Source organism: Mycobacterium sp. SMC-2 (genome assembly GCF_025263485.1).
Lineage (GTDB): Bacteria > Actinomycetota > Actinomycetes > Mycobacteriales > Mycobacteriaceae > Mycobacterium.
Genome location: NZ_CP079863.1, coordinates 3541812 through 3565034, shown reverse-complemented (window position 1 = coordinate 3565034; position 23223 = coordinate 3541812). Strand labels below are relative to the sequence as shown.

Sequence of the window (23223 nt, the reverse complement as noted above, 5' to 3'; positions counted from 1 at the left end):
CTCGATCCCCCGTCGTTGACTCGCACAGGGGGAGAGGTCTGCCGAAGACTTTTCTCACTGTGGCCCAATCTGTTTGGCGAATTTGGTATCCCGGATCGATCCGGCGGGCAGCGTCAGCCCGTCCGCGGCGTCCACGGTGACCCCGACACCGTAGGAGACCTCAAGCAGCTGAAGGCGCTGTCGTCCGGAGCTCTGGTCGAAGACGTCTCGCATCGCGCGGGGCGGCCCCACCGCCAGGATCGTGTACGGGCTGCTGGTGGGAGTGTTGTCGACCAGGATCGCCCCGCCGGCTTGCCGAATGGTCACGTTGGGCCCGATGCGGACCCCGCCGACGGAGATCGCCTCGGCGCCGCTGGCCCACAGCGAGTTGACGACCAGCTGCAGGTCCCGGTCCAGGATGATTTGCCTGCTGCCGCTGACCCGCTGCTTGGAAACATCGGAAAGGTTCGGGCTGGCACCGGGATCGGTCACGGTCACCTTCAGGCCGGGACCGATGACCGCGCGGCTGGCCGCCGGCAGGCCGAGCGCGTCGAGACGCGCCAACAGCCGCTGCCCTTCGGCGTCGTCGGCCAGAGCGCGGCGCTGCACGTCGTCGACTCGTGCGGACAGCTCGCCGCGGCGCTGGGCGAGTTTGGTCGCGGTGTCCTCCGTCGAACGCACGTTGCCCAGCAGCAACTGCTGCGCGGAACGCACGCCGGGGGCAACCGAGCGGGCCTGCGCGACGGCGGCGGCGAAGACCGTGGCGATCAGCAGAGCCGCCAGCGCCTGCCAGAGCCAGCCGAAGGCGCGTGCGCGCCCGCCCGCGTCCGCGTCGCGACGCTTTTCCGCGGCCGCGGCGTAACCGGGATCCAGGTGTTCGGAGAGCAGGGCGCGCAGCAGGGAGGGCACCGGGATCAGCGTCGGCCGCGACGCCACGTGGGCGCTGCGCCCGGCGTTGGGGTCGTAGCCGCCCAGCAGGCGGTCGGGCTCAGCCATGCTCGACCGTCTTGGGCTCGGCGGGACGGCCTGCACCGTGTTTGAGCCGGGGTATCCGCCGGACGACCAACGTCATCTGCACCATGTAGAGCGCGAACGCCCACAGGTACGCATACATGCCCCAGATCAGGAACGCCCAGCCGCAGGCCCCGACTACCCGGCTCCACAGGGCGTCCCACGACCCCAACAAGACCAGCGGGAAACCGGACATCAGCGCGAACGTGGCGGCCTTCCCGATGTAGGTCACCGGCAGCGCGGACAGCCCGCGGCTCCACAGCACCGGCAGCGTCGCGGCCAGCAGCCCGTCGCGCACCAGCAGGACCGCGACGAACCACCACGGCACGATCCCGCTCACCGCCATGACGACCGGAACGCAGATCATGTAGAGGCGGTCGACCGCCGGGTCGAGCAGAACGCCGAGCCGCGAGGACTGGTCGAGCACCCGGGCGATCTTGCCGTCGGCCCAGTCGGACGCACCGCTGAACATCAAGATCCCTACCGCCCAACCGTTGGCGTGCGCGACCAGCAGGGCGTAGGCGAAAACGCCGATGAGCACCAGGCGAATGGCGCTCAGCGCGTTGGGCACCGTCAGCACCCGGTTGGGCGGAAGCGCCGGCTCCATAAGCCGTGACCTTAGCCCGGCGACCAAGCGGTCCGCAGCGCGGACCGCGGTGGGGGCACCCCCAGCCGCATGGCGGCGAGGGGGCGAGTTGAGCAATCCGCCGAGTCGAACGCCGAGGGCGCGGCCGGACGCGCGTTCGGCGTCCGAGGGCACCTAGCGGAAGACCCCCGGCAGGCTCAGCGTCGAAAGGGTGTCGTCGGACAGCGGGTTGTCGTTGACCATGTAGGTCCACGTCGAGGTGGGCCGGGCCAGCTTGGACAGGTCCAGGCCCTGTTCCTCTTCGAGGACGTTCGCCGTCTCGAACGTCTGCTGCGCCGCCTCGATCGCGTCCGCGGCCAGTGACGCGAACGCGTCGACGGCCAGCCGGTGGAACTCGTCGAGCGGGTTCTGCCGGCCCAGCGCCCGCAGGTGGATGCTTTCCCGAATGTCGGCCAGGTACGCCAGATGGTCGGCCCAGCCGCGGTCGAGGTGAAAGAGCATGATCTGCCGGCAGATCTTCTCCAGCCGATCTTCTTCGATGTCTTTGGACAGCTCCTTGTACCGCTTGGGCGCCAGGTCGGCGAGCTCCTCACGCGCGGTTGCGGTGCGCAGCAAGGTATTACGCCGATCGACGATGATGGCCCGCTGCTGGGCGATCAACTGGTTGTAGCGCCAGGTGTTGGCGTGCACGTCCAGCATCCGGCCCTCGGCGACGCGCTGGGCGTGGTCGAGCAGCCCGGCCGCCCTGGGGCTGACGATCCGGCCGTCCTCGTCGGTTTCCATGGGCAGCTTGTTGTGGTCCAGGTTGGCCGCCACCACGTCGTCTTCCCAACTCGAGAAGAACACCGACGAGCCGGGGTCGCCCTGGCGTCCGGCGCGCCCGCGCAGCTGGTTGTCCAGTCGCTCGGTGTGATGCCGTCCGGTGCCGACCACATGCAGCCCGCCGAGCTCGGCGACCCGGTCGTGGTCGGCTTCGTCGGAGCCACCCAGCCGAATGTCGGTGCCCCGCCCCGCCATTTGCGTCGACACGGTGACCACCCCGAACTTGCCGGCCTCGGCGATGACCTCCGCCTCCTCGGCATCGTTCTTCGCGTTGAGCACCACGGCGGGCACGCCGCGGCGCAGCAGCCGCTCGTGCAGTTCCTCGGATTCGGCCACGTCGCGGGTGCCGACTAGCACCGGCTGCCCGGTCTCGTGCACCTCGGCGATGTGCGCGACGATCGCGTCGTTCTTGGCGGCGGCGGTGATGTAGACGCGGTCGGATTCGTCCTCGCGAATGTTGGGCTCATTCGGCGGAATTGGGGACACGCCAAGCCTGTAGAACTGGCGCAGCTGCTCCCCGGCGGCCAGCGCGGTGCCGGTCATGCCGCACACGGTTTCGTAGCGGTTGATCAGCGCCTGCACTGTGATGGTGTCAAGCACCTCGCCCGTTTCGGTGGTCTCGATGCCCTCCTTCGCCTCGACGGCGGCCTGCAGGCCGTCCGGCCAGCGTTGCAGCTGCGCGATGCGCCCGCGCGCGGCGTTGATCAGGTGCACCGCGTCGTCCCGGACGATGTAGTGCACGTCGCGCTGCAACAGCACGTGCGCGTGCAGCGCGACGTTGACCTCGGTCAGGGTGGTGCCGACGTGCTCCTCGGAGTACAGGTCGATGCCGCCGAGCGCCTTCTCCACTTTGCGCGCGCCGACGTCGGTCAAGTGGACGTTGCGGCTGTCGGAGTCGGTGTCGTAGTCGGTCCCGGCTTCCAGCTCACCGACCAGCTTGATGATCTCCAGGCGCGGCGTCTCCCGGTGCGTGGTGCCGGCCAGCACCAGCGGCACCAGGGCCTCGTCGACCAGCACCGAGTCGGCCTCGTCGATCAGGGCCACGTCGGGGTTGGGTGACACCAGGTCGTCGACGTCGACCACGAGTTGATCGCGCAGCACGTCGAACCCGATCTCGTTGACCGAGGCGTACGTGACGTCGCAGCCGTAGGCGGCGCGGCGCTCCTCGCTCGTCGACTCGGCGGTGATCCAGCCGACCGTCAGCCCCATCGCCTCGATGAGCGGGCCCATCCACTCGGCATCGCGGCGGGCCAGGTAATCGTTGATGGTCACCACGTGCACGTGCCGCCCGGCCAGGGCGTAGCCGGCCGCCGCGATCGCCCCGGAGAGCGTTTTGCCTTCGCCGGTGGCCATTTCGATGACGTCGCCGGCGAGCATGCGCAGCGCACCCAGCAGCTGCACGTCGAACGGGCGGAGCGTGGTGGCCCGTTCGGCCGCCTCCCTGGCGATCGCCAGGAACTGCGGGATGTCATCGGATTCCGCGAGGTCGTCCAGCTGGAGCAGCCCCGCGGCCTTGCGCAGCTGCTCGTCGGTGAGGCCGGCCGCTTCATCGTTGTATTCGGACGAGTCGGTGACCTGGGAAAGGGAACGGTTGCGGTTCTTTTCGGTGCTGGCGCCGAGCAGTCGCCAAAATCGGCTGCTCAGGCGGCCGGGTTGCGCGCGGGTGGTCTTTGGCACAGGTCAACGGTACGCGAGCCGCAACCGGGCGCGAGCGTGCGTGTTTGCCCGCGACACGCCGGGCGGCGCCGTACATCTGTGCACGCTCGCGCTTTGCGTGAGCTCAGGCCGACGCGTCAGGCGAGGTTGGACCGGCGGGGATAGGCGACGTTGGGGTCGGTGAGGACATTGACGACGGCGGGCAGGCCGCTGGTGAAGGCGCGTTCCAGCGCAGGCCGCAACTCGGCGGGCGCGGACACCAGCTCACCGTGGCCGCCCAGGGCGCGCACCACCTCGTCGTAGCGGGTGCCCGGACGCAGCTCCGCCACCACGGAATAGCCGTACAACGCCTCCATGGGGTGCTTCTCCAGCCCCCAGATCCCGTTGTTGCCGATCACCGAGACGACGGGCACGTTGTGCCGGACCAGGGTGTCCCACTCCATGCCGCTGAAGCCGAAGGCGCCGTCGCCCTGCAGAAGGACGACTTGGCGGTCCGGCCGGGCCAGCTTGGCCGCCAGGGCGTAACCGGGACCCGAGCCGAGGCAGCCGAACGGGCCGCTGTCCAGCCAGCAGCCCGGTTGGTAGCTGTCGATCACCCGTCCGGCGTAGGACCCGAAGTCACCGGCGTCGATGACGACGATCGCGTCGCGGTCCAGCATCGGCGCCAGCTCCGCGTACACCCGCATCGGATGCAGCGGGATGCGGTCGTCGGCGAGCTCGGCCTTTTCCTTTCCGCGAGCGGCGATTTCGGCCGTCCGCAATTCGTCGACCCAGTCTTCGTAGTTGGTCCGACCACCGGCGGCCAGCGCGGCGAGTATCGACAACAGGTCGCCGTAGAGCTCGGCCTCAACCGGGCGGGGGTGTTTGCGCTCGGGTTCGGCACGGTCGGCCACGATCAGCCGGGTTTGTGGCCCGAACACGGCGCCGAAGCCGAGCCGGAAGTCCATAGGCACCCCGACGATCAGCGCAACATCGGCCTCGCCCAACGCTTTTCCCCGCACCCGCGAGAACGCCAACGGGTGATCGGCGGGCACCGCGCCGCGGGCCATCCCGTTCATCAGCACCGGGATTCGCAGTTCCTCGGCGAGGCGGAGCAGGGCCGCCTCCCCGTGTCCCCACCAGACATTGGTGCCCGCCATGATCACCGGACGCTTGGCCGCGGATAGCAGGCCGGCGGCCCGGCCGAGCGCGCCGCCGTCCAGGTCCCCGACGGCAGGCCCCGGCGGCAGGTCGGTGAGCGCGCCGGGGCGACCGTGATCCTCGGACATGGAAAACACGTGGTCCATGGGGAAGTCGACGAAGCTGACGCCCGACGGGGCGCCGACCGCCGCGCGCAACGCCTCGTCGACCAGCCGGCCGGCGTCCTCGGCCGACTGTGCCGTGGCGGCGAAGCGGGCCAGCGGCGCCACGAACGGCACGTGATCGATCTCCTGCAGCGAGCCCATACCCCACCGCTGCGCGGGCGCCCGGCCGCCCAGTACCACCAGGGGCGACTGGTTCTGCTGAGCCGCCGCCATCGCGCTCATCCCGTTGGTGACGCCGGGGCCTGCGGTGAGCGCGGCGACGCCGGGCACTCTCGTCACTTTCGACCACCCTTCGGCGGCGAACGCCGCGGTCTGCTCGTGACGGGTATCGATGAGCCGAATGCCCTCCTCGCGGCAGCCGTCGTAAACGGAAAACAGGTGGCCGCCGGACAACGTGAAGACGGTGTCGACACCGCTGGCCCGCAGACGCCGCGCGATGAGCCGGCCGGCGTGCAATGTTTGTGTGGGGATGGCGTCGGTGCTCATAACCGCAGCCTATCCAGATGCGTCGGGTACCTTCGCCGGAGGATTTGAAGTTCCAGGAGCGTCCACCAGCTCGACCCCGAGGAGACAGCGACATGGGCCCAAAACCGTTCAAGCCCTCGATCGATTGGTCGGCGGCGGCCGTGGATTCCTTGCGATGGGTCGCCGTAGCGTGGCTGATCGCCGCCGTCTGCCTCTTCGCCGTGCTGGTGCTGTTCAGGTATCTCACGCCGTGGGGCCGACAATTCTGGCGGATCACCCGCGGGTACTTCGTCGGGGCCCACAGCGTCCGCGTGTGGCTGATGCTCGGCGTGCTGTTGTTCTCGGTGCTGCTCTCGGTGCGGCTGATGGTGTTGCTCAGCTACCAGGGCAACGACTTGTACACGGCGGTGCAGAAGGCGGTACAGGGCCTTGCGGCCGACGACGCGGTCGTCAAACAATCCGGGATCCACGGGTTTTGGATGTCGATCGCGATCTTCAGCGTGCTGGCGGTCCTGTACGTCACCCGGTTCATGATCGACATCTATCTGACGCAGCGGTTCATCATCGCCTGGCGCATGTGGCTGACCGCCCATCTCACCGACGACTGGCTAGACGGCAGGGCCTATTACCGGGACCTGTTCATCGACCACACCATCGACAACCCCGACCAGCGCATCCAGCAGGACATCGACATCTTCACCGCGAACGCGGGTGGTACCCCGAACATCCCGTCGAACGGTACCGGAAGCACCTTGCTGTTCGGGGCCGTCAACGCGGTGGCCTCGGTGATCTCCTTCGCCGCGATCCTGTGGAACCTGTCCGGGAACCTGAACGTGTTGGGCGTCGAGTTCCCGCGTGCGATGTTCTGGACCGTCCTGGTCTACGTGCTCATCGCCACGCTGGTGGCGATCTGGCTGGGGCATCCGCTGATCTGGCTCAGCTTCAACAACGAGAAGCTCAACGCCGCGTTCCGCTATGCCCTGGTGCGATTGCGGGACGCCGCCGAGGCGGTGGGCTTCTACCGCGGCGAGCGCGTCGAGCGGGCGCAGTTGTGGCGGCGCTTCACCCCGATCATCGACAACTACCGCAAGTTCGTCCGCCGGACCATCATCTTCAACGGCTGGAACTGGTCGGTGTCGCAGGCGATCGTCCCGCTGCCGTGGGTGATTCAGGCTCCGCGGTTGTTCGCCGGCCGGATCGACTTCGGCGACGTGGGCCAGAGCGCGACGGCCTTCGGCAATATCCAGGACTCGCTGTCGTTCTTCCGCAATAACTACGACGCGTTCGCGGCCTTCCGGGCGTCGATCATCCGGTTGCACGGCCTGGTTGACGCCAACGAAAAGGGTCGCGCGCTGCCGACCATGCTGGTCAAGCCCAGCGAGGATACGGCCGTCGAGCTTCGCGACGTCGAGGTGCGCACGCCGGCCGGCGACCGATTGATCGATCCCCTCGATGTTCAACTGGCCGAGGGTGATTCGCTGGTGATCACCGGGCGCTCCGGTGCCGGCAAGACCACGCTGCTGCGCAGTCTGGCCGAGTTGTGGCCGTACGCTTCGGGGACCCTGTGCCGTCCGGACGGCGACAACGCGACGATGTTCCTGTCGCAGCTGCCGTACGTGCCGCTTGGCACCCTACGCACCGTCGTGTGCTACCCGAAGTCGCCGGATGACGTCTCCGATGACGAGCTGCGTGAGGTACTCACCAAAGTCGCGCTGGCTCCGCTAGTTGACCGGCTCGACGAAGAGCGGGACTGGGCCAAGGTGCTCTCCCCGGGCGAGCAGCAGCGTGTCGCCTTCGCCCGCATCCTGCTCACCAAGCCCAAGGCGGTCTTCCTCGACGAGGCCACCTCCGCGCTGGACGAGGGGCTGGAATTCGCGCTCTATCAACTGCTGCGGGCCGAACTGCCGGCCTGTGTGGTTGTCAGCGTCAGTCATCGGCCCACGGTCGAGCAGCACCACGAACAAGAGCTGCAATTGCTCGGCGGCGGCCCGTGGCGGCTGGGGCCGGTGGAGGAGAAGAAGGAGCCGGCGCGGGTGTAGCGCGCTTGGACGTCCCCTCGGGTCTTAACGCGCCTCTGCTTCCCCGGCCCGGCGGGCCGCGTGCGCTCCGGCGCGGCGCCCGAAGAAGGAGCCCTCCCCCAGCTGGGTGCCGCTGGCGTAGCCCTTGCCGTCCTGGGCGATGTTGGACGCGCACGCGCCGGCCGCATACAAGCCCGGCACGACCGTGCCGTCCTCACGCAGCACCTCGCCGTCCACGGACGTGGCCAGACCACCGATGGTGAAACCGGCATACATCGCCTTGCCCAGCGACATGTCGAATGCGCCCCATGGTCCTTTGTCTTGCGGCGCAAGGAATTCCGGTTGCTTGTGGAAGTCGGGGTCCTCGCCTTGCGCAGCATAGGCGTTGTAGTGCTCCAGCGTGGACACCAGATTGCCCTTCGGAATGCCAAGCGCGGCTTCCATTTCCGGGACGGTTTCCCATCCGTCGATCAGCGGGACCAGCGGCATCTTGGGGTGCTCCAGGTGCGCCTCATCAACGATCAAATACGCAGCGCTGTCCGGCTGATCCATGATGAACCCGGCCGTCCGGGAGTGGTAGGAGTCCTCGGCGACGAAGCGCTGGCCGAGCTTGTTCACGATGATCCCGGTCAACAGGATCGAAGGCGGGTATGGCGGGGCGGTGATGAAGATCTGATCCATGTGCTCGGTGGCACCGCCCGCCGATACGCCCATCCGGATGCCCAGGCCGTCGTCGTAGGTATTGCCCAGCACGAACGGCTTCTCGGCCAGCTTCGGCGTGTACTTGGCAACCATCTCCGGGTTCATCACGAATCCCCCGGCAGCGACGATCACCGACTTCGCCTTGATCGCACCCGTTTCGGTGAAGTGCTTCCACATGACACCGCTCACCGCGCCCGAGCCGTCCACGACGAGCTCGGTGGCGCCCGTCTCGTACCGGATCTGCACGCCTAGGCTGGCTGCGCGCTTCAGCAGCAGATCGATCACCATGCTGGCGCCCCCGGTGTCGCCGGGCACGGGCACCTTGTGGCCGCGCGGTGCCGGCACCGCCTGCTCCAGGAAGGGCCACACCTTTTCGTTACCGGTGAACATCAAGCCCTCGGTGTTGGGCTGGATGACCGCCTTGCCCGGGAAATAGCTGCGCTCGAACTGAAAACCCAAGTCTTCCAGCCAATTGAAATGCTCGACGCTGCCCTCGCAGTACGCCCGGATCTTGTCGTAGTCCGGCTGCCGGGACACGGCGACCAGGTACTTGTACATCTCCTCCGGCGAGTCGGGGTGACCCGTCGCCTGCTGAACCGCCGTTCCCCCGCCGAGATAAAAATGGCCCCCGGCAAGCGAAGTCGTGCCGCCCGCCGCGGCGGCCCGCTCCAGCACCAGCACGCGCACCCCGGCGGCCGCCGCGCTGACGGCGGCGCAACCGCCCGCGATGCCGAACCCGACCACCAGCACGTCGACGTCGTCGGACCATGACGTGACGTCGCCCGCGCTGACCGTTGCCGGAATCTCGGTGCTCATTGGCGCCACTCCTTCTCATCAGTGCCCGCGCGGCTCACCGCTGCTCCTGTTTGATGTAGTCGTAAAACGCCTTCATCTCGGGCGCTATATAGGCGATCTCCACAAACGGCACGGCCGCTTGCGGCGCTGACACATAGGCGAACTGGATGCCGCCGGGCATCACTCCTTGCTGCACAACCGGGGCCCCGAATTCCACGGCCTCGGCCAACGCCGCCTCGAATTGCTCCGAGCTTTCGGCCTCCATGCAGATGTGGTGCAGGCCCGGCCCGGATTCGCGCAGAAAGTCACTATAGATGTTCTCGCCGCGCACCGGTTGGATCAGTTCCAACTGCATGTCACCGAGATAGCTCAGTGAGATGCTGGCCACGAAATCGGCCGGCCGGTCACGGTAGCTGCAGGCGTCCGGAGCAAAGTGCACCTCGGGTATCCGCACCCATTTGCGCACGCCTAACAAGCCGGTGAGAGCGGTTTCGGTGGCATCGAGGTCGGTGGTAACCCACGCGATCTGCGTCGGCGATTGAACGGGAAGGGTCATCGTCTCGCAGGATAGTCCAGTGGCTCGGCCGCCAGAAAGGGCCGGGAAAACTTTGCCGTGGCGGGCCGCTCACGCCGGGGCAAAGCTGGGTGAACGTGTTCTAATTCCGGGCCGGGGCCGTCAATGCTGCCCCAGCACGTCCACCAGCAGCCGAAGCTGCGCGTCGAACACCGCCTCGGGGTCGGTCAGGGTGTCGGCGCCGTATTGCCCGAACACCTCGAGGCTGATGGCACCGAGCACCCCCGCCCACAGCAGGAAACACTTGGCGACGACCTCGTCGTCGCCGGGAAATCCGAACTCATGGCGAATTCGCTCGAAGTCCGACGACATCGGTTGGGGCGCAATGACATCTGTCAGCCTGATGTCTCCGGTGGCGATCCCGGCCGCGACGGCGTCGAAGAACGCCGCCACCACGCGGGTTCCCACGGTCACCGTGCGCTCCGGCGGTGCGTGATACCCGGGCACGGGGCTGCCGTACAGCAGGGCCCAGCGGGAGGGGTGCGCGACGGCCCACTGCCGTGTCGCCCTGGCGATGGCGATGACGTCGTCACTCCAGAGGTCCCCGACCGTCTCGCGCGCCCGGTCCACCGTGTCGGCCAGGTCCGCGTACGCGTCGACCAGCAGCAAGGTCAGCAACTCGTCGCGACTGGACACGTACCGGTACACGGCCGACGACACCATGCCGAGGTCCCGGGCGATCGCACGCACGGACAACCCGGCCGCGCCGCGCTCCACCAGCTGTTGGCGACCGAGCTCGATGATGCGGGCCTCGATCTGCTCCCGGGTTTCCTGGCGTTTGCCCACACGGTCAGTCTGGCACAAACGAGATCACCGCTCTTGCTTTCTGGCCGGAAGTGTGGCAATGTGCCCAACCTAGAGAGCACTGCTCTCGAAAGGTTGCGAGAGGGGAACCGACATGTCCACGCGCTACGAAGAGCCGAACGGGGCCGTGCGAGCCGCCAACGTGGTGATCCGCTGGCTCGCCGAGATGGGGGTCAGCATCGCCGGGACCCGCGCCTTGCGGGTCCGCGGGCGCAAAAGCGGAAAACCGCGGTCAGTGGTGATCAACCTGCTGACCGTCGACGGCGTGGAGTACCTGGTCTCACCCCGGGGCAACACCCAGTGGGCGCGCAACGTGAGGGCCGCGGGCGTCGTCGAGACGGGACCCCGCTGGCGCAGGAGGCGCTCCCGGGTCACCGAGGTGGCCGACGCGGCCAAACCGGAACTGCTGCGGCGCTATCTGGACCGCTGGTATTGGCAGGTCAAGGACTACGTCGCGGGACTGACCCCGGACAGCACCGACGAGCAGTTCCGCGCTGTCGCACCAACCATCCCGGTGTTCGCGCTCTCGGAGGCGGGCGCCACTTAGCGAGCGACCCGCGCCACCCCGAGATCCTCGCGGACTTCTTCGGAGGTCGCCCGCCATGACACCGCCGCCGGGAAGTCCCCCCAGACGCTGTTGAAGATTCCCACCAGCAGCCCGGGACCGGCGCTGGAAGGCAGGTACACCGGCCCGCCCGAATCTCCGTTGTGACTCTGTACACCGTGCGACATGGTGAACCAGCCGTTGTTCACGCTTTCCACCGTCCCGCAGGTTTCGCCGGTGCTCACGCCGAAGTGGCAGATCGCTTGTCCGGGGGCCAGCGCCGCCGCGGGATTCGAGATCAGTTGACGCCCGCCCGGCAGGACGTTGTTCGCCATGACGCCGTTGTCCAGCACGATCGCCTCGTAGTCGGTGATCAACTGGTCGGTGGCCACCGTCGTACCGCTGGGGGTGTTGTCCCGGAAGGCCGCCAGGCGGCCGATGACCGCGCCACCCCGGTCGGTGACGACCCCCTCGCCGCCCCGGCAGTGCCCCGCGGTGAACGCGATCTTGAGGCCGGGGTCGACGTAGCCCAGCGTGCAGACGCGGTTGCCCTGATGGATCTCCATGCCCGGATAGACCACGACGGGGTCAGCTTCAGCGGGCCCAGGCGGCAGCGATTGCGCGAGCGCGGCGACGGTGATCGACGCGGTGAATGCGCGCATTGCCAGGCGACGCACCATGAACTCCGATCCGTCGGGGCCAAATCTCGACCAATTTGAGATTACGGCGTGACTTTCGGTTACGCAGAAGTCTTCGCGCCGTCCGCGGCAGGCGTTACGTCGCGGTCGCGACAGGGACGGCCGCCCCGATCTGGTCCGCGGTGAGCGGCGCCCAACCGGGCGGGCCGAAAACGTAGCCCAGGCGATCACGCAGGCGGGTCGCCGACCGCCAGTCGCGGGCGATCGCGACGTATTCGCGGGTCTGCAGCTTCCAGATGTTGAACGTGTCGACCTGCTTGGTCAGGCCGTAGTGCGGCCGGAACAACTCGGCCTGGAAGCTGCCGAAAAGCCGGTCCCAGATGATGAGAATGCCGCCGTAGTTCTTGTCGAGGTAGATCTGGTCCATTCCGTGGTGCACTCGATGATGCGACGGGGTGTTGAGGATGAATTCGAAGGGCCGTGGCAGCTTGCCGATCCGCTCGGTGTGCACCCAAAACTGGTAGATCAGGCTGATCGAGAAGCTGAAGAACACCATCCAGGGCGGGATCCCCAACAGCGGCAGGGGCACCCACATCAGGATCTCGCCGCTGTTGTTCCACTTCTGGCGCAGCGCGGTGGCGAAGTTGAAGTATTGGCTGGAGTGATGGGCCTGGTGCGTCGCCCAGATCAGCCGGACCCGGTGCGCGATCCGGTGGTAGGCGTAATACAGCAGGTCGACGCCGACGAGCGCGATGACCCACGTGTACCACCGGCCCACCGAGAGGTGCCAGGGCGCCAGATAGGCATAGATCGCGGCGTAGCCGAACAGCGCCAGGGTCTTCCACGCGGCGGTGGTGCCCACCGAAACCAGTCCCATGGAGATGCTGGCCAGCGAGTCGCGGGTGAGGTACGCACCGGAGACCGGCCGCGCGTTTTCGGCGATGCTTTCCAGCTTGCGGGCCGCCGACCATTCCAGTGTCAACAGCAGCAAGAAGAAGGGAATGGCGAGCAGCACCGGGTCCCGCATCTGCGGGGGCAGCGCGGACACAAAACTTGAAAGCGAACTCACAGGGATAAGACTACGACGATCAGAGGGACAGCCGGGTCGCCTTGGTCCGGCATGCGGCCCACACTGTGCTGACGGGATCGACCGACGTGAGGTGGTGAGCAGTTGACCGCTGTGGTGGTGATCGGCTCGGGGTTTGCCGGATTGTGGGCGGCGCTCGGCGCCGCCCGCCGGCTCGACGAGCTCGCCATCCCGCCCGGCAGGGTCGATATCACCGTGTTGGCCGCCCGACCATTCCACGACATCCGGGTGCGCAACTACGAGGCCGACCTGAGCCCCTGCCGCATCCCGCTCGCCCACCTGCTGGACCCCGTCGGAGTGACGCACGTCACCGCCGAGGTGACCGCCATCGACAACGACTCGCGCACGGTCGCCACATCGGGTGGCGTGACGTACGACTACGACCGGCTGGTGCTGGCATCGGGCAGCCACGTACTCAAACCCGCCATACCGGGCCTGCGGGAGTTCGGCTTCGACGTCGACACCCATGACGGTGCCCTCGCGTTACAGGACCATCTGCGTCAGCTCGCTGACGGTTCGCCGACGGCCGCGGCGGGCACGGTCGTCGTGGTCGGGGCGGGGCTGACCGGTATCGAAGTGGCCTGCGAGTTACCGGACAGGTTGCGGCGGCTGTTCGCTGGTAGCAACGTCGCTCCCCGGGTGGTGCTGCTGGATCGCAGCCGCATCGGCTCCGATATGGGCGCCTCGGCGCGTCCGGTGATCGAGGAAGCGCTAACGGCCAACGACGTCGAGACGCGAGCGGGAGTGTCCATCGCCGCGGTCGGCGAGCGCGGCGTGTCGCTCACCTCGGGAGAGCACGTGGCGGCGGGCACGGTGGTGTGGTGCGCCGGTATGCGGGCCAGCTCGCTGACCGAGCAGCTGTCGGTGGCGCGCGATGCCCTGGGACGCGTGGCCGTCGATGACTATCTGCGGGTAATCGGGGTGCCCGCGGTCTTCGCCGCGGGCGACGTCGCCGCCGCCCGCATGGACGGCGACCACCTATCGGTGATGTCGTGCCAACACGGCCGCCCGATGGGCCGCTATGCCGGGTACAACGTCGTCAGCGACCTGTTCGGGGAGCCGCTGTTGGCCCTCCGAATCCCTTGGTATGTCACGGTTCTCGATCTGGGACCGGCCGGCGCGGTCTATACCGAAGGGTGGGACCGGGCAGTGGTGTCGACCGGCGCGCGGGCCAAGGACACGAAGCGGACGATCAACACCCGGCGGATCTACCCGCCGCTGACCGGTAACCGCGCTGACCTGCTGGCCGCCGCGGCACCGGAGCTGCAGTCGCGCCCCTAGCGACGCCCGTCCGATTGCACTTCGTCCCCGGCGTACCACTGCACCGCGCGGACTCCCGGTTGCAGGGATAGCTCCGCCACCAACCGCTCCAGCCGGGATGGAGCATCGCCATCCATGAGCAGGTGTGCGGTCAACGTGATCTCGTCGTCGCCGGCCTGACCGGTGTGGATTCCGCGCAGTGTGATGTCATTGCTGCTCGCGTGCTGGACGATCTGCGCGCGGGCATACTTCTCGTGTTTCGGGCGGGCGATCACCTGCACCAGGTAGGGCCGCAGACTTTCGTCTTCGTCGCCGGTGTTGTCGCGGTCGATGAGCCGGCCCAGCGGGCGCCCGAACACGTGGATCGCGATCACGGTACCGGTGCCGATCAACGCGAAGACCAGATGCCCGGACGCGGCCAGGACGCCGATCGCCGCAGAGCACCACAGGGTGGCGGCGGTGTTGAGGCCCCGGACGTTGACCCCTTCGCGCAGGATCACGCCGCCGCCGAGGAATCCGATGCCGGACACCACGTACGACGCGACCCGGGTAGGGCTGGTGTCCGCGGTGGCGGCGGCGTACAGGACGAACAACGTCGCGCCGCCGGCGACCAGCGCGTTGGTGCGCAGGCCGGCCCGGCGCGCCCGCCATTGCCGCTCCAGGCCGATGAGGGCACCACAGCCCACCCCGACGGCGAGCCGGAGTGCGAAATCGGCGACACTCAGCGTCTCCATCGGCACTCCTTCCCCCTCATTCGCGGCGCCCGCACGCGGCTGTAGCCGCAGCTAACCAGGCCCAGGTAAACAGTGGGTGGCCCCCGACGGAACCAGATGCGATGCGGCCACGTGCCCGAAACCTGTGGGCAACCGGCGGAGGTTGTGGCGGCGCCTGGTTAACTCTTGCTGAGTTGCTGGGGGCAGTAAAATTTCGCCGCGATCGCCAGAAACGACGTGGCGTGATCTGTAGTGAGCCCCGGGTTTTGACCTTTCAAATCGTTGACCATCTGGGGGCCGTACTCGCCGTTGCCCATTGCAGTGCACACCGCTTGGGCGAATTGGACCGCTGCCTCCGGCGTCTTGTAGGTGATGCCCGCGCTTCGCAGCGACGCGAGAAAGCTCGCCTCGTCGACGCCGCCCGCATCCGGCTCGCCGTACGCGGGCGCGGCGAATCCGATCACAGCCCAGACGCCGATCAGCGCCACCAGCAGCCTCATAGCTCGTGATTGTCTCATGGTGCGACGCTGGCTGCAGCGCTGGTCCATGGCTGAATCGTGTTACCCGTCAGCCTAACTCAGCGAGCCCGCTGATCCACGGGTCAGGCCTTGCTGAGTTGGTGCGGGCAGTAGTACTTCGCGGAAAGCATGGCGAAGTTGGAAGCCATCTCCATGTCCATTCCCGGGTTGTGCGTCTTCACGTCGTGGACCACCTCCAGGCCCGACTCACCGTTGTTCAGGCACGAACACACCGCCCGGCCCGCTCCAACTGCCGCGTCCGGACTGGCGAAGCTGAAGCCGGTCTGATGCAGTGCGGCGAGGAAGGCCCCGTCGTCACCGTCCGGAACAGGTGGAGGATCGGCGTATGCCGGTGCGGCCAGGCCGATCACGATGGGAACACCTAGTAGCGCTAGTAGCCGTTTCATCACTTACCTTCTCTCATTCCGACGTGAAAATGACGACACATGTTGGTTGCCGGGCGTTTTCGCGGCTGACGGAGCTCGACGCTGGACACCGTTGTCTCCTAACCCAACTGAGCATCCGCGGGCAAGACTTTCGACTTGTCGCCCTTTTTCAGATGCACCGCGTGAATGCCGGGTTTCTTCGCCAGCTGCTCGAGCAGGGCGTCGAGACCTTCCTGGTCGACGTTGTGGTGCTGCACGGTTTCGGGCTTCTCCGATATCTGTGCGACCAGACGCTTCAGTTGTTCGGGCGATTGCTTGTCTTTGAGGTCCTTGATCGGCTTCATCCGGTTGCGCACGCCGGCACCGACCACGGTGGGCCCCCCGGAGCCGAGGGCGCTGCCCAGCATCCCCGCCATCCCCACCGAACTGAACAGACTGCCCTCTCCCAGGGCGGCCGCCGGCACGGCCTCGGGCCCGGCGGCTGACAGCGCGGCGGCCACCGTCCGGATGGCCGGGGTGGCCGAGGCCCAGCTGGGCGGAACGGTCAGCTGTCCGACCAATGTGCCACGGGCGAAACCGGCCGTCGGGCTGATCGCGCTGTACAGCGTGCCGCGGCCGAAGCCCAACGCGCCAAGCCCTGCACCCAGCGCGTCCTTCGGCAGCGCGCCGTAGGAGATGGGCGGTGTGAATTTCAGCCACTGTGACAAGGGGAAGTTCACGAGCAGCCCGATGTCGTTGTACTGCGTGGTGAGACCAATCGGAACCTTGACCGCGTTGTACATCGCGGTGATGAGTGGGGTGCCGCCCGGAGTGGTACCGAAACCCTTCAAAAAACTATTGACGGCCGAGTTGTATTGGGTGGCGAGCTGTGAAAGCCACGCCAATATCGGGTTGCCCGCAGTCGCAGACGTAGTCAGCGAGCTGGCTGCCGCGGTGACCGTTGACCCCGCATTGCCGGCCGACGTGCCCGCGGCTTGGGTCATCGCGGCCGCCTGCATCGTCGTACCCCCAGCGTTCGTAGTCGGGGACGGCTCCGCGAACGGCGTAAACCTCGAGGCCGCCTCCGACGAGCTCGCGTAGGTGTCCATCGCCACGGCGTCCTGGGCCCACATTTCGCTGTACTGCGCCTCGGTGGCCGCGATCGCGGCGGTGTTCTGCCCGAACATGTTGGTCGCCATGAGCTGCGCCAACAGGGCGCGGTTCTCCGCAATCACCGGCGGCGGCACATGGGCGGCGAACGCCGCTTCATACGCGGCTGCCGCCGCGTTGGCCTGAGTCGCGGCTTCCTGGGCCTGGGTGGCGGTTTGCTGCATCCAGGTCACATAGGGTGCGGCTGCCGAGGCCATGGCAACGGATGAGGGACCCACCCATGGCCCAGTGGTCAGACTCGAGACCACCGACGAATAGGCCGAAGCCGCAGACTGCAACTCCGCGGCCAGGTTCTCCCAGGCGGTCGCGGCGGCCACCAACGACTCCGGTCCCGGGCCGGCGTACATCCGGCCCGAGTTGAACTCCGGCGGAAAGGCTCCGTAAAACATCTGTGCGACCCCTTACCTGGTGGCGGGCGGTTGGGTGGACGGTGCTGGGCTGCCGTGCAGTGTGTCCATCGCGATCACTCCTCGATGCACGGGATCACGATGATGGTGGCGGCGGCCGGGTCGGCCTCGATGACGGCACCGCCCAACGAGCTGGCCGCCGCGGCGGCACTGCCGCCCATGGGGCGGGTCGCGCTGGCGGCGACGGCCCGCCCCAGCAGACTGGACAGACCCATTTGGCTGAAGACGCCCTCTTCGCCGGCCAGCGCCGCGGGCGCGGCGGCCATGTTGGCGGGCATCACCTGGGCGAGGGTCCGGACTGTCGGCGCGGCCTCCGTCCAACCCTGTGGTACCGACATACTGCCGACCAGGGACGCTTTCCCCATGGACCCCGATACCGGCCCGACCGCCGAGCTCAGCATGGGCCTCACGGCACTCGGCCCACTGGTCAGCGGTGCAAGTGCCCCGGAGATCGCCTTCGGGCCGGCGAGGTATGCCTGGACGCCTTGTCCATTCTGGGCCCACGCGTATGTTTGCCCGAACGACAGGAACGGGCCACCGGGAATCGTGCTCCACGACTGTGGCGAGTAGGGCCCAGTCAGCACGGACCAGATGTTGTTCCAATAGTCCAGGTTCTGTCCGATCCCGGTCGTGAGAGTCGTCCCCGACGTCCCGGCGGTGGCCGTGTTCACGGTCTGCAACGCCGGCTGCATCGTGGTGCTCAGCTGAGACAGGTGCGAAACGGTGTTGGAGCTGGACTGCGCGGTGGACTGGGTCATGGCCGCGGCTTGCATCGCGGTGCTGTCGTTGTTCGTGGTCTGCGGCGGCTCGGCGAACGGCGTCAGTTGCGATGCGGTCGCCGACGACGCCGCGTAGCCGTACATGGCGGCGGCATCCTGCGCCCACATCTCCATGTACTGGGCCTCGGTGGCGGCGATCGCCGGGGTGTTCTGGCCCAGGATGTTGGTGGCGATCAGCGTCGCCAGCAGGGCACGGTTGGCTGCGATCACCGGTGGCGGCACCGTGGCCGCGAAGGCCGCCTCATAGGCGCCCGCGGCCAGCTTGGCCTGAGCACCGGCCGCTTCGGCCTGAGCGCCGGTGGCGTTGATCCACGCCACGTACGGTGCCGCGGCGGCGGCCATTGCTATGGACGACGGGCCGGTCCACGGCCCCGTCGCCAGCGTCTCGATGGTTGAGTTGTACGACGCGCCGGTGGCCTGCAACTCCGCGGCCAACTCGTCCCACGCCGCGGCAGCGGTCAGCAGTGGACCCGAACCCGCACCGACATACATCCGTCCCGAGTTGATCTCCGGCGGAAGCGCTCCGAAATCCAGCATCTACTACCTCCCGTCCCTCAAGTGGCCGCCATGGTAGGCGCGGGTTTGCTGCCTCGGCCGCACCCGCGCCACAGTTCTAATGAAACCCATCAAATCCGCTATTGAAGCCGGGCTTATTTCCCATATTTCAGACAGCAGACCATTCTCTCCCTAGCTAAAACCCCCGCCGCGGATTAGCGATGGCCAATCTCTCCAGTCGCTCCACGAATATATGGTCATCATCGTGATCGTAACGTATTCTGTCGGCGTTCCGGACAGGTAACGGAATGTAAAAAGTAAATGTCACAGTGCCGTTGGATACTGTGAGAACTTTGTGCATTCAGCTATCCCTGTGATATTGCGTACATCGAGATTACGCACGCTACAGGCGAGGCTTGGCAACGATCGAGCGTAAATTGGCAGCCCATGCTTTAGGGAATAGTTAATTCACCGGATCGACCGTAATCACCGATCTCGCTATTTGCGTGAAATTATGTGTTGAATACGGTTAGCCGGAGCCAGGGACCTCCTATTATTAATAATGCAACGCAGCACAATTCCCCTGTGCGGCGATGTCGCAACACATTTTTCTATTCAAGACCCGCTCGCTCAGAGCGAGCGGGTCAGCCTGAAAACAATTACCTCGATCTCGGACCCCATTACGCCCAGCTGGACCCAACGGCGCTGTCGGTGCTGGCCATGTTGCTGCCGGCGCTCTGCACCTTCTGCCCGTGGGCGTTGGCCTGCTCGTAGATCACCTGGAAGTTGCGACCCAACTGGGTGATGAACTCCTGGCAGGCCACCGAACCCGCACCGCCCCAGAAGTCACCGGCAGCAAGCACATCACGAACGATGGCCTGATGCTCGGCCTCCAAAGATGCCGCTTGGGCGCGAATGGTGGCGCCGTGCGCGTCGACGTCACCGAACTGATAGTCAATTGCCATGCCATTCCCTACTGTTCATCAACCAGAAGGGTAAACGGGCTACTCTGCCGCGCCGCTGATTAGCTGCTGACAGTTTCCTGGGAGGCAAGTCTCCACTGGTCATCGATAGTTTTACCGGAGCGCTGGCGCCGCTGCGGCGGGGGTAAAGATGTTGCCGAGCCTCTGATTTTTCTCAAAAGCGATTTGTAAAAACCTCTGCGCCCACGTGCGCCGGCGGCGGGCGGGCGCGCCGCGGACGAGCGAGGGAAGCCGCATGCGGCATCGCACGACACCCGCGTCGTACCGTCGACGCGGTTCCCAGCGGGGCCGGCGGTGCGTTCGCCGCGAGCGTTTGAGGTGGACCCGAAGGGCGTGGAGCCAAACGTCGATCCCAGTGGGCTGGACCGCGGCGAGGGGCCCTTCAGGTTGGCGGCAACCACCGTGAATCGATGACAGCTCGCGGCCCCATGCCCGCCGCCAGGGCATCAGCGAGACGGCCGGCGCCCGGTTGACCGCCTTCGGCGCCACGCGCCCCGCTGAAGCGCGAAAATCCCCCGGCGCGATCAGCCCCGCGACCTACGTCGTCTTGTTCTCGGCGACTGCCGCGCTGAGGCCCTCGGCGAGGTCCTCTTGGGTCAACTCCTTGAACCGCAGGAGCTGACGCTCGCTGAACTCCGTGACGTCGCTGGCCAACACCGCATCCAGGTCCTCGTCGTCCAGACGGAAACTGCGGTGATCGCGAGCCTTCTCCACCACGTTGCGCACGAAGCCGGCATTGCCGAGCGTATCGATTCCGCGGATCAGGTCCCCGTCTTCGGAGTAGCTCTCGTCGAGATAAAACCTGGTGTACGAGGGCAATAGCGATTGGGCCGCTTCCTCGGTGATCACGTCCTCGTTCTCCTGGCCCATCAGCCTGGTCAACGCGACCAGCTCGTCGGGCGTATAGCTGAAAAACTCGATGACGGTCGAAAACCGCCGCCGCAGGCCCTGATTCACGTCGAGCATCTTCTCCATCGCCTTGGCGTAACCGGCGCCGAAGACCACGAGCTCGTCGCGATGGTTCTCCATGTACAGCAGCAACGTGTTGATGATCGCGTTGCCGTAGGGGTCGCCTTGCTGGTAGCCCTTCTCGTGCAACGTGTGCATCTCGTCGAAGAAGACCGCCCCGCCCAGAGCTTCCTCGAGCATCTCCTCGGTGTTCTTCTCCGCGTCGGCCATGTAGCGGCCTAACAGCTTGGTGCGGCTGGTTTCCACCACCACCGGCTTGCGCAGCACCGTCAAGCCGCACAACTGCTTGGCAAAGGCGCGCGCCACCGACGTCTTACCGGTCCCGGGCGGGCCCAACAGGAGGGTGTGGCGCGACGTCACAGGGACGGGAAGGCCCATCTTGGCGCGCGCCAGGTTCACCTTCGTCGTCGCCTTGATGAGCTTGATCTCCCGCTTGGCGCGTTCCATGCCCAGCATGGCGTTCAACTCCGCGTCACCCTCGGCCAGGTACCTCGCCGCCTCCTCGGCGTGGCGGGCGGCCTCGGTCTCGGCGCGGGTGGGTGCGCTGTCCGGGTCCCACGGATTCGTCCGCGCCTCAATGGTTTCCGGGTCGGTCAGGATGAGCCGATAGCTCGGATTGTCCAGCGCTTCACGGGCCGGGCTGAACTTCGGATCCCGCGAATACACCCGGCGCAGCAGTTCGACTGCCTCTTCCTCGCGGCCCAGGTGTCGCAAGCACATGCCCTGGGTGTAGAGGGCGATATTGGCCGCGCCCGGCACCCGGTCACCTTCGATGGCGTCCTGGCCGCGCCGCAGTGCCTCTTCGAAGACTCCGAGCGACGCCAGCGCCGTGGTTGCCATCGCGGCACCGGCGGCCTTCAGTTCGGGCTGTCGCCAGGTCTTGCCCTCCGGGAACTGGTTGAGCACATCCGGCCACCGTGCAGTGCGGAAATACAGCACGCCCCGCACATAGTCGACCAGCTCCTGCTCGAAGGGTTGGCGCGGCTCGATCCCGTCGAGCAGCTCCGAGGCCTCCTCGTAGCGTTTGGCCTCGGCCAGAACCGCCGCGTAGGCACACGCCAGTGACTCGACGCTGGTGACGGCCAGCTGCAGGAACAACCCGTCGGAGACCTGGGGGCGGAAGTCCAGATCGGTGACCCCGAGCCGGCGGGTCTCCCACCCGAACGTCCGGACCGATCCCCACGCACCGGCGAGGACCTCGAGGCTCCGCTCCCCCGCCAGCAACCGCGCCAACCAGGCGTCGCACATGCCGGGGTCCAGGTTGCTGGCCGTGGTGAACATCTGCGACGCAACCTGCGGGTTGTGACTCGGCTGCAGCCCGTTGACCGATATCCCCGATGCCAACAGACCGGCGACCATCGCATTGCGGGCGCCCTCGGCGGTCGATTGCGGCCGCGTCATTGCGCTACAGGCACGCCCGCCGGGCTCCCTTGCAGCTGACCCACCGACAGCGTGAGCTCGTCGTCGTGGTGCACGGCGCGGCTCGGCACGACGAGCGAGGCGTGGGTCGCCGGGGCGGGCAAGCTGGCGCGGACCGCGGCCAACTGCCGTCCGGTGAGGCGGTTCAGGCCGGCAGATATGGCACGGGGCAGCCGTTTCTCGGTGTGGTAACGCACCCAGGCCGACACCTCCGGCCGGCCCGCGCGAGCGGTGAGCCGGACCGTCAGCACGGTGGCGACGGTGTCGGCTTGCCACAGCTCGTCGACCGTGTCGGTGGTGATGTCGGAGGGCGTCACCCAGAAGCTGGTGGTGAAGCCGTTGAAGTGCTTGAGGTGACGCCAGCCGGGCCGGCTCCAGGTCGGTTCCAGGTCGGCCAGCACCGCGCGGTCCACCTCGGTGATCTCCTCGGCGGTCAATGGCTTTGCGGCACAGCTGAGTCCGTCGAGATCCTGGGCCAGCCGGTCGGTGGCCGCCACCAACGTCGAAGCCAGCGAATCGCGGACCGCCACCGCGGCGATGTTGCGCTGCGGGTTCATCCGCAACACCAGCCAGCTGCGGCGAACGTAGGCGGTGGGCTCATCGTTCGCCGCCTTCGACTCCTCGGCGGAGCTGCCGCCACGGCGCACCTTAACCGACACGATGTCGATGTTATCGAGGTGAATATCGAACTGCCGCAAGCCATCTGCCACCGCCCGCACCAGTAAGGTGGGCGGCGACGTCCGGTGCCGGTGCCGCGACGACGGGTCGTCGTCGCCCCCGTTCACCGCGATGACCGTGACCAGCTGCCCCTCGTACTCACGCACGCCAACCTTGTCGCGCCCGAATCGGCGCTGGTAATTGAGCGCCGGTGTGCAGCCGGCGCCCAGCGCGGTGCCCGGATCGGCGGACCAATCCCACAGCCACGTGGCCAATCCCGAGGTCAGCGTGATGCCGTGATAGGTGATCAGCGAGCACAGGGCGATCAACGCCGCGAGGCCGACACCCACCCAGAACGCGATGCGATGGGTGCCCTGCCAGGACTCCGGGCAGTGGCTGGCCACCACCAAGATGGTGACGTCGACCAGGAACACCGCCGTGACCCGTGGCCACGACAAAGACAGGCCGAGCCTGCGCTGAGCTTTCATGACTGTTGTTGCTCC

20 protein-coding genes are annotated in these 23223 nt (G+C 67.1%); 3 read left to right on the top strand and 17 right to left on the bottom strand.

Annotated features, from left to right (window positions below; all coding sequences use genetic code 11):
- Positions 1-54: 54 nt before the first annotated feature.
- From KXD96_RS16590 to KXD96_RS16575, 4 genes are all read right to left on the bottom strand, one after another.
- Positions 55-975: a DUF881 domain-containing protein gene (locus KXD96_RS16590; RefSeq protein ID WP_260737631.1), complete on the bottom strand. Its 921-nt coding sequence runs from the start codon at positions 973-975 to the stop codon at positions 55-57.
- The gene (locus KXD96_RS16585) at positions 968-1597 is read right to left on the bottom strand and encodes a CDP-alcohol phosphatidyltransferase family protein (protein ID WP_260737629.1); all 630 of its coding nucleotides are present in this window, start codon (positions 1595-1597) and stop codon (positions 968-970) included. The genes KXD96_RS16590 and KXD96_RS16585 overlap by 8 nt, the downstream gene beginning before the upstream one ends.
- 153 nt (positions 1598-1750) lie before the next feature.
- Complete coding sequence (secA2, locus tag KXD96_RS16580; RefSeq protein WP_260737627.1) at positions 1751-4075, bottom strand: accessory Sec system translocase SecA2; 2325 nt, start codon at positions 4073-4075, stop codon at positions 1751-1753.
- Between the two features lie 116 nt (positions 4076-4191).
- Complete coding sequence (locus KXD96_RS16575) at positions 4192-5844, bottom strand: acetolactate synthase (RefSeq protein WP_260737625.1); 1653 nt, start codon at positions 5842-5844, stop codon at positions 4192-4194.
- 92 nt (positions 5845-5936) lie between these two features.
- Between KXD96_RS16575 and KXD96_RS16570 the strand changes: the two genes are divergently transcribed.
- Positions 5937-7862, top strand: coding sequence for an ABC transporter ATP-binding protein/permease (locus tag KXD96_RS16570; protein WP_260737623.1), 1926 nt, complete (start codon positions 5937-5939; stop codon positions 7860-7862).
- 24 nt (positions 7863-7886) lie between these two features.
- Here KXD96_RS16570 and KXD96_RS16565 read toward each other — a convergent pair whose 3' ends face one another.
- The 3 genes from KXD96_RS16565 to KXD96_RS16555 form a co-directional block, all read right to left on the bottom strand.
- Positions 7887-9359 (bottom strand): FAD-binding protein, encoded by a 1473-nt coding sequence (locus KXD96_RS16565; protein ID WP_260737621.1) that lies wholly within the window; start codon positions 9357-9359, stop codon positions 7887-7889.
- Positions 9360-9393: 34 nt separating this feature from the next.
- The gene (locus KXD96_RS16560) at positions 9394-9894 is read right to left on the bottom strand and encodes a VOC family protein (protein WP_260737619.1); all 501 of its coding nucleotides are present in this window, start codon (positions 9892-9894) and stop codon (positions 9394-9396) included.
- Between the two features lie 120 nt (positions 9895-10014).
- On the bottom strand, positions 10015-10698 hold the full coding sequence (locus tag KXD96_RS16555; protein WP_260737616.1) for a TetR/AcrR family transcriptional regulator: 684 nt from the start codon (positions 10696-10698) through the stop codon (positions 10015-10017).
- A gap of 112 nt (positions 10699-10810) precedes the next feature.
- On the opposite strand from KXD96_RS16555, the gene KXD96_RS16550 reads away from it, so the two are divergent.
- On the top strand, positions 10811-11263 hold the full coding sequence (locus KXD96_RS16550) for a nitroreductase/quinone reductase family protein (RefSeq protein WP_260737612.1): 453 nt from the start codon (positions 10811-10813) through the stop codon (positions 11261-11263).
- Here KXD96_RS16550 and KXD96_RS16545 read toward each other — a convergent pair.
- A complete protein-coding gene (locus KXD96_RS16545; RefSeq protein ID WP_260737610.1) occupies positions 11260-11940 on the bottom strand; it encodes a S1 family peptidase in 681 nt (226 codons plus the stop codon). The genes KXD96_RS16550 and KXD96_RS16545 overlap by 4 nt on opposite strands.
- Positions 11941-12034: 94 nt before the next feature.
- Entirely contained in the window at positions 12035-12925 is an 891-nt protein-coding gene (locus tag KXD96_RS16540; RefSeq protein WP_396878823.1) for a sterol desaturase family protein, read from the bottom strand.
- A 144-nt stretch (positions 12926-13069) separates the two neighbouring features.
- On the opposite strand from KXD96_RS16540, the gene KXD96_RS16535 reads away from it, so the two are divergent.
- Positions 13070-14266: an NAD(P)/FAD-dependent oxidoreductase gene (locus tag KXD96_RS16535; protein WP_260737605.1), complete on the top strand. Its 1197-nt coding sequence runs from the start codon at positions 13070-13072 to the stop codon at positions 14264-14266.
- On the opposite strand, the gene KXD96_RS16530 is transcribed toward KXD96_RS16535, so the two are convergent.
- The 8 genes from KXD96_RS16530 to eccE all read right to left on the bottom strand — a co-directional run bounded on the left by KXD96_RS16530 (position 14263) and on the right by eccE (position 23208).
- A complete protein-coding gene (locus tag KXD96_RS16530; RefSeq protein WP_260737603.1) occupies positions 14263-14979 on the bottom strand; it encodes an MgtC/SapB family protein in 717 nt (238 codons plus the stop codon). The two genes, KXD96_RS16535 and KXD96_RS16530, sit on opposite strands and share 4 nt — an antisense overlap.
- 158 nt (positions 14980-15137) lie before the next feature.
- Positions 15138-15458 (bottom strand): DUF732 domain-containing protein, encoded by a 321-nt coding sequence (locus tag KXD96_RS16525; RefSeq protein ID WP_260737601.1) that lies wholly within the window; start codon positions 15456-15458, stop codon positions 15138-15140.
- A gap of 101 nt (positions 15459-15559) precedes the next feature.
- Positions 15560-15886, bottom strand: coding sequence for a DUF732 domain-containing protein (locus tag KXD96_RS16520; protein ID WP_260737599.1), 327 nt, complete (start codon positions 15884-15886; stop codon positions 15560-15562).
- 95 nt (positions 15887-15981) lie between these two features.
- A complete protein-coding gene (locus KXD96_RS16515) occupies positions 15982-17400 on the bottom strand; it encodes a PPE family protein (RefSeq protein WP_260737596.1) in 1419 nt (472 codons plus the stop codon).
- Between the two features lie 74 nt (positions 17401-17474).
- Positions 17475-18734 (bottom strand): PPE family protein, encoded by a 1260-nt coding sequence (locus tag KXD96_RS16510; RefSeq protein WP_260737594.1) that lies wholly within the window; start codon positions 18732-18734, stop codon positions 17475-17477.
- Positions 18735-19372: 638 nt separating this feature from the next.
- Positions 19373-19657 (bottom strand): WXG100 family type VII secretion target, encoded by a 285-nt coding sequence (locus tag KXD96_RS16505; protein ID WP_260737592.1) that lies wholly within the window; start codon positions 19655-19657, stop codon positions 19373-19375.
- A 555-nt stretch (positions 19658-20212) separates the two neighbouring features.
- Positions 20213-22045, bottom strand: coding sequence for a type VII secretion AAA-ATPase EccA (eccA, locus tag KXD96_RS16500; protein ID WP_260737590.1), 1833 nt, complete (start codon positions 22043-22045; stop codon positions 20213-20215).
- A complete protein-coding gene (gene eccE, locus KXD96_RS16495) occupies positions 22042-23208 on the bottom strand; it encodes a type VII secretion protein EccE (protein ID WP_260737577.1) in 1167 nt (388 codons plus the stop codon). Before eccE ends, eccA begins: the two co-directional genes overlap by 4 nt.
- Positions 23209-23223: the final 15 nt, after the last annotated feature.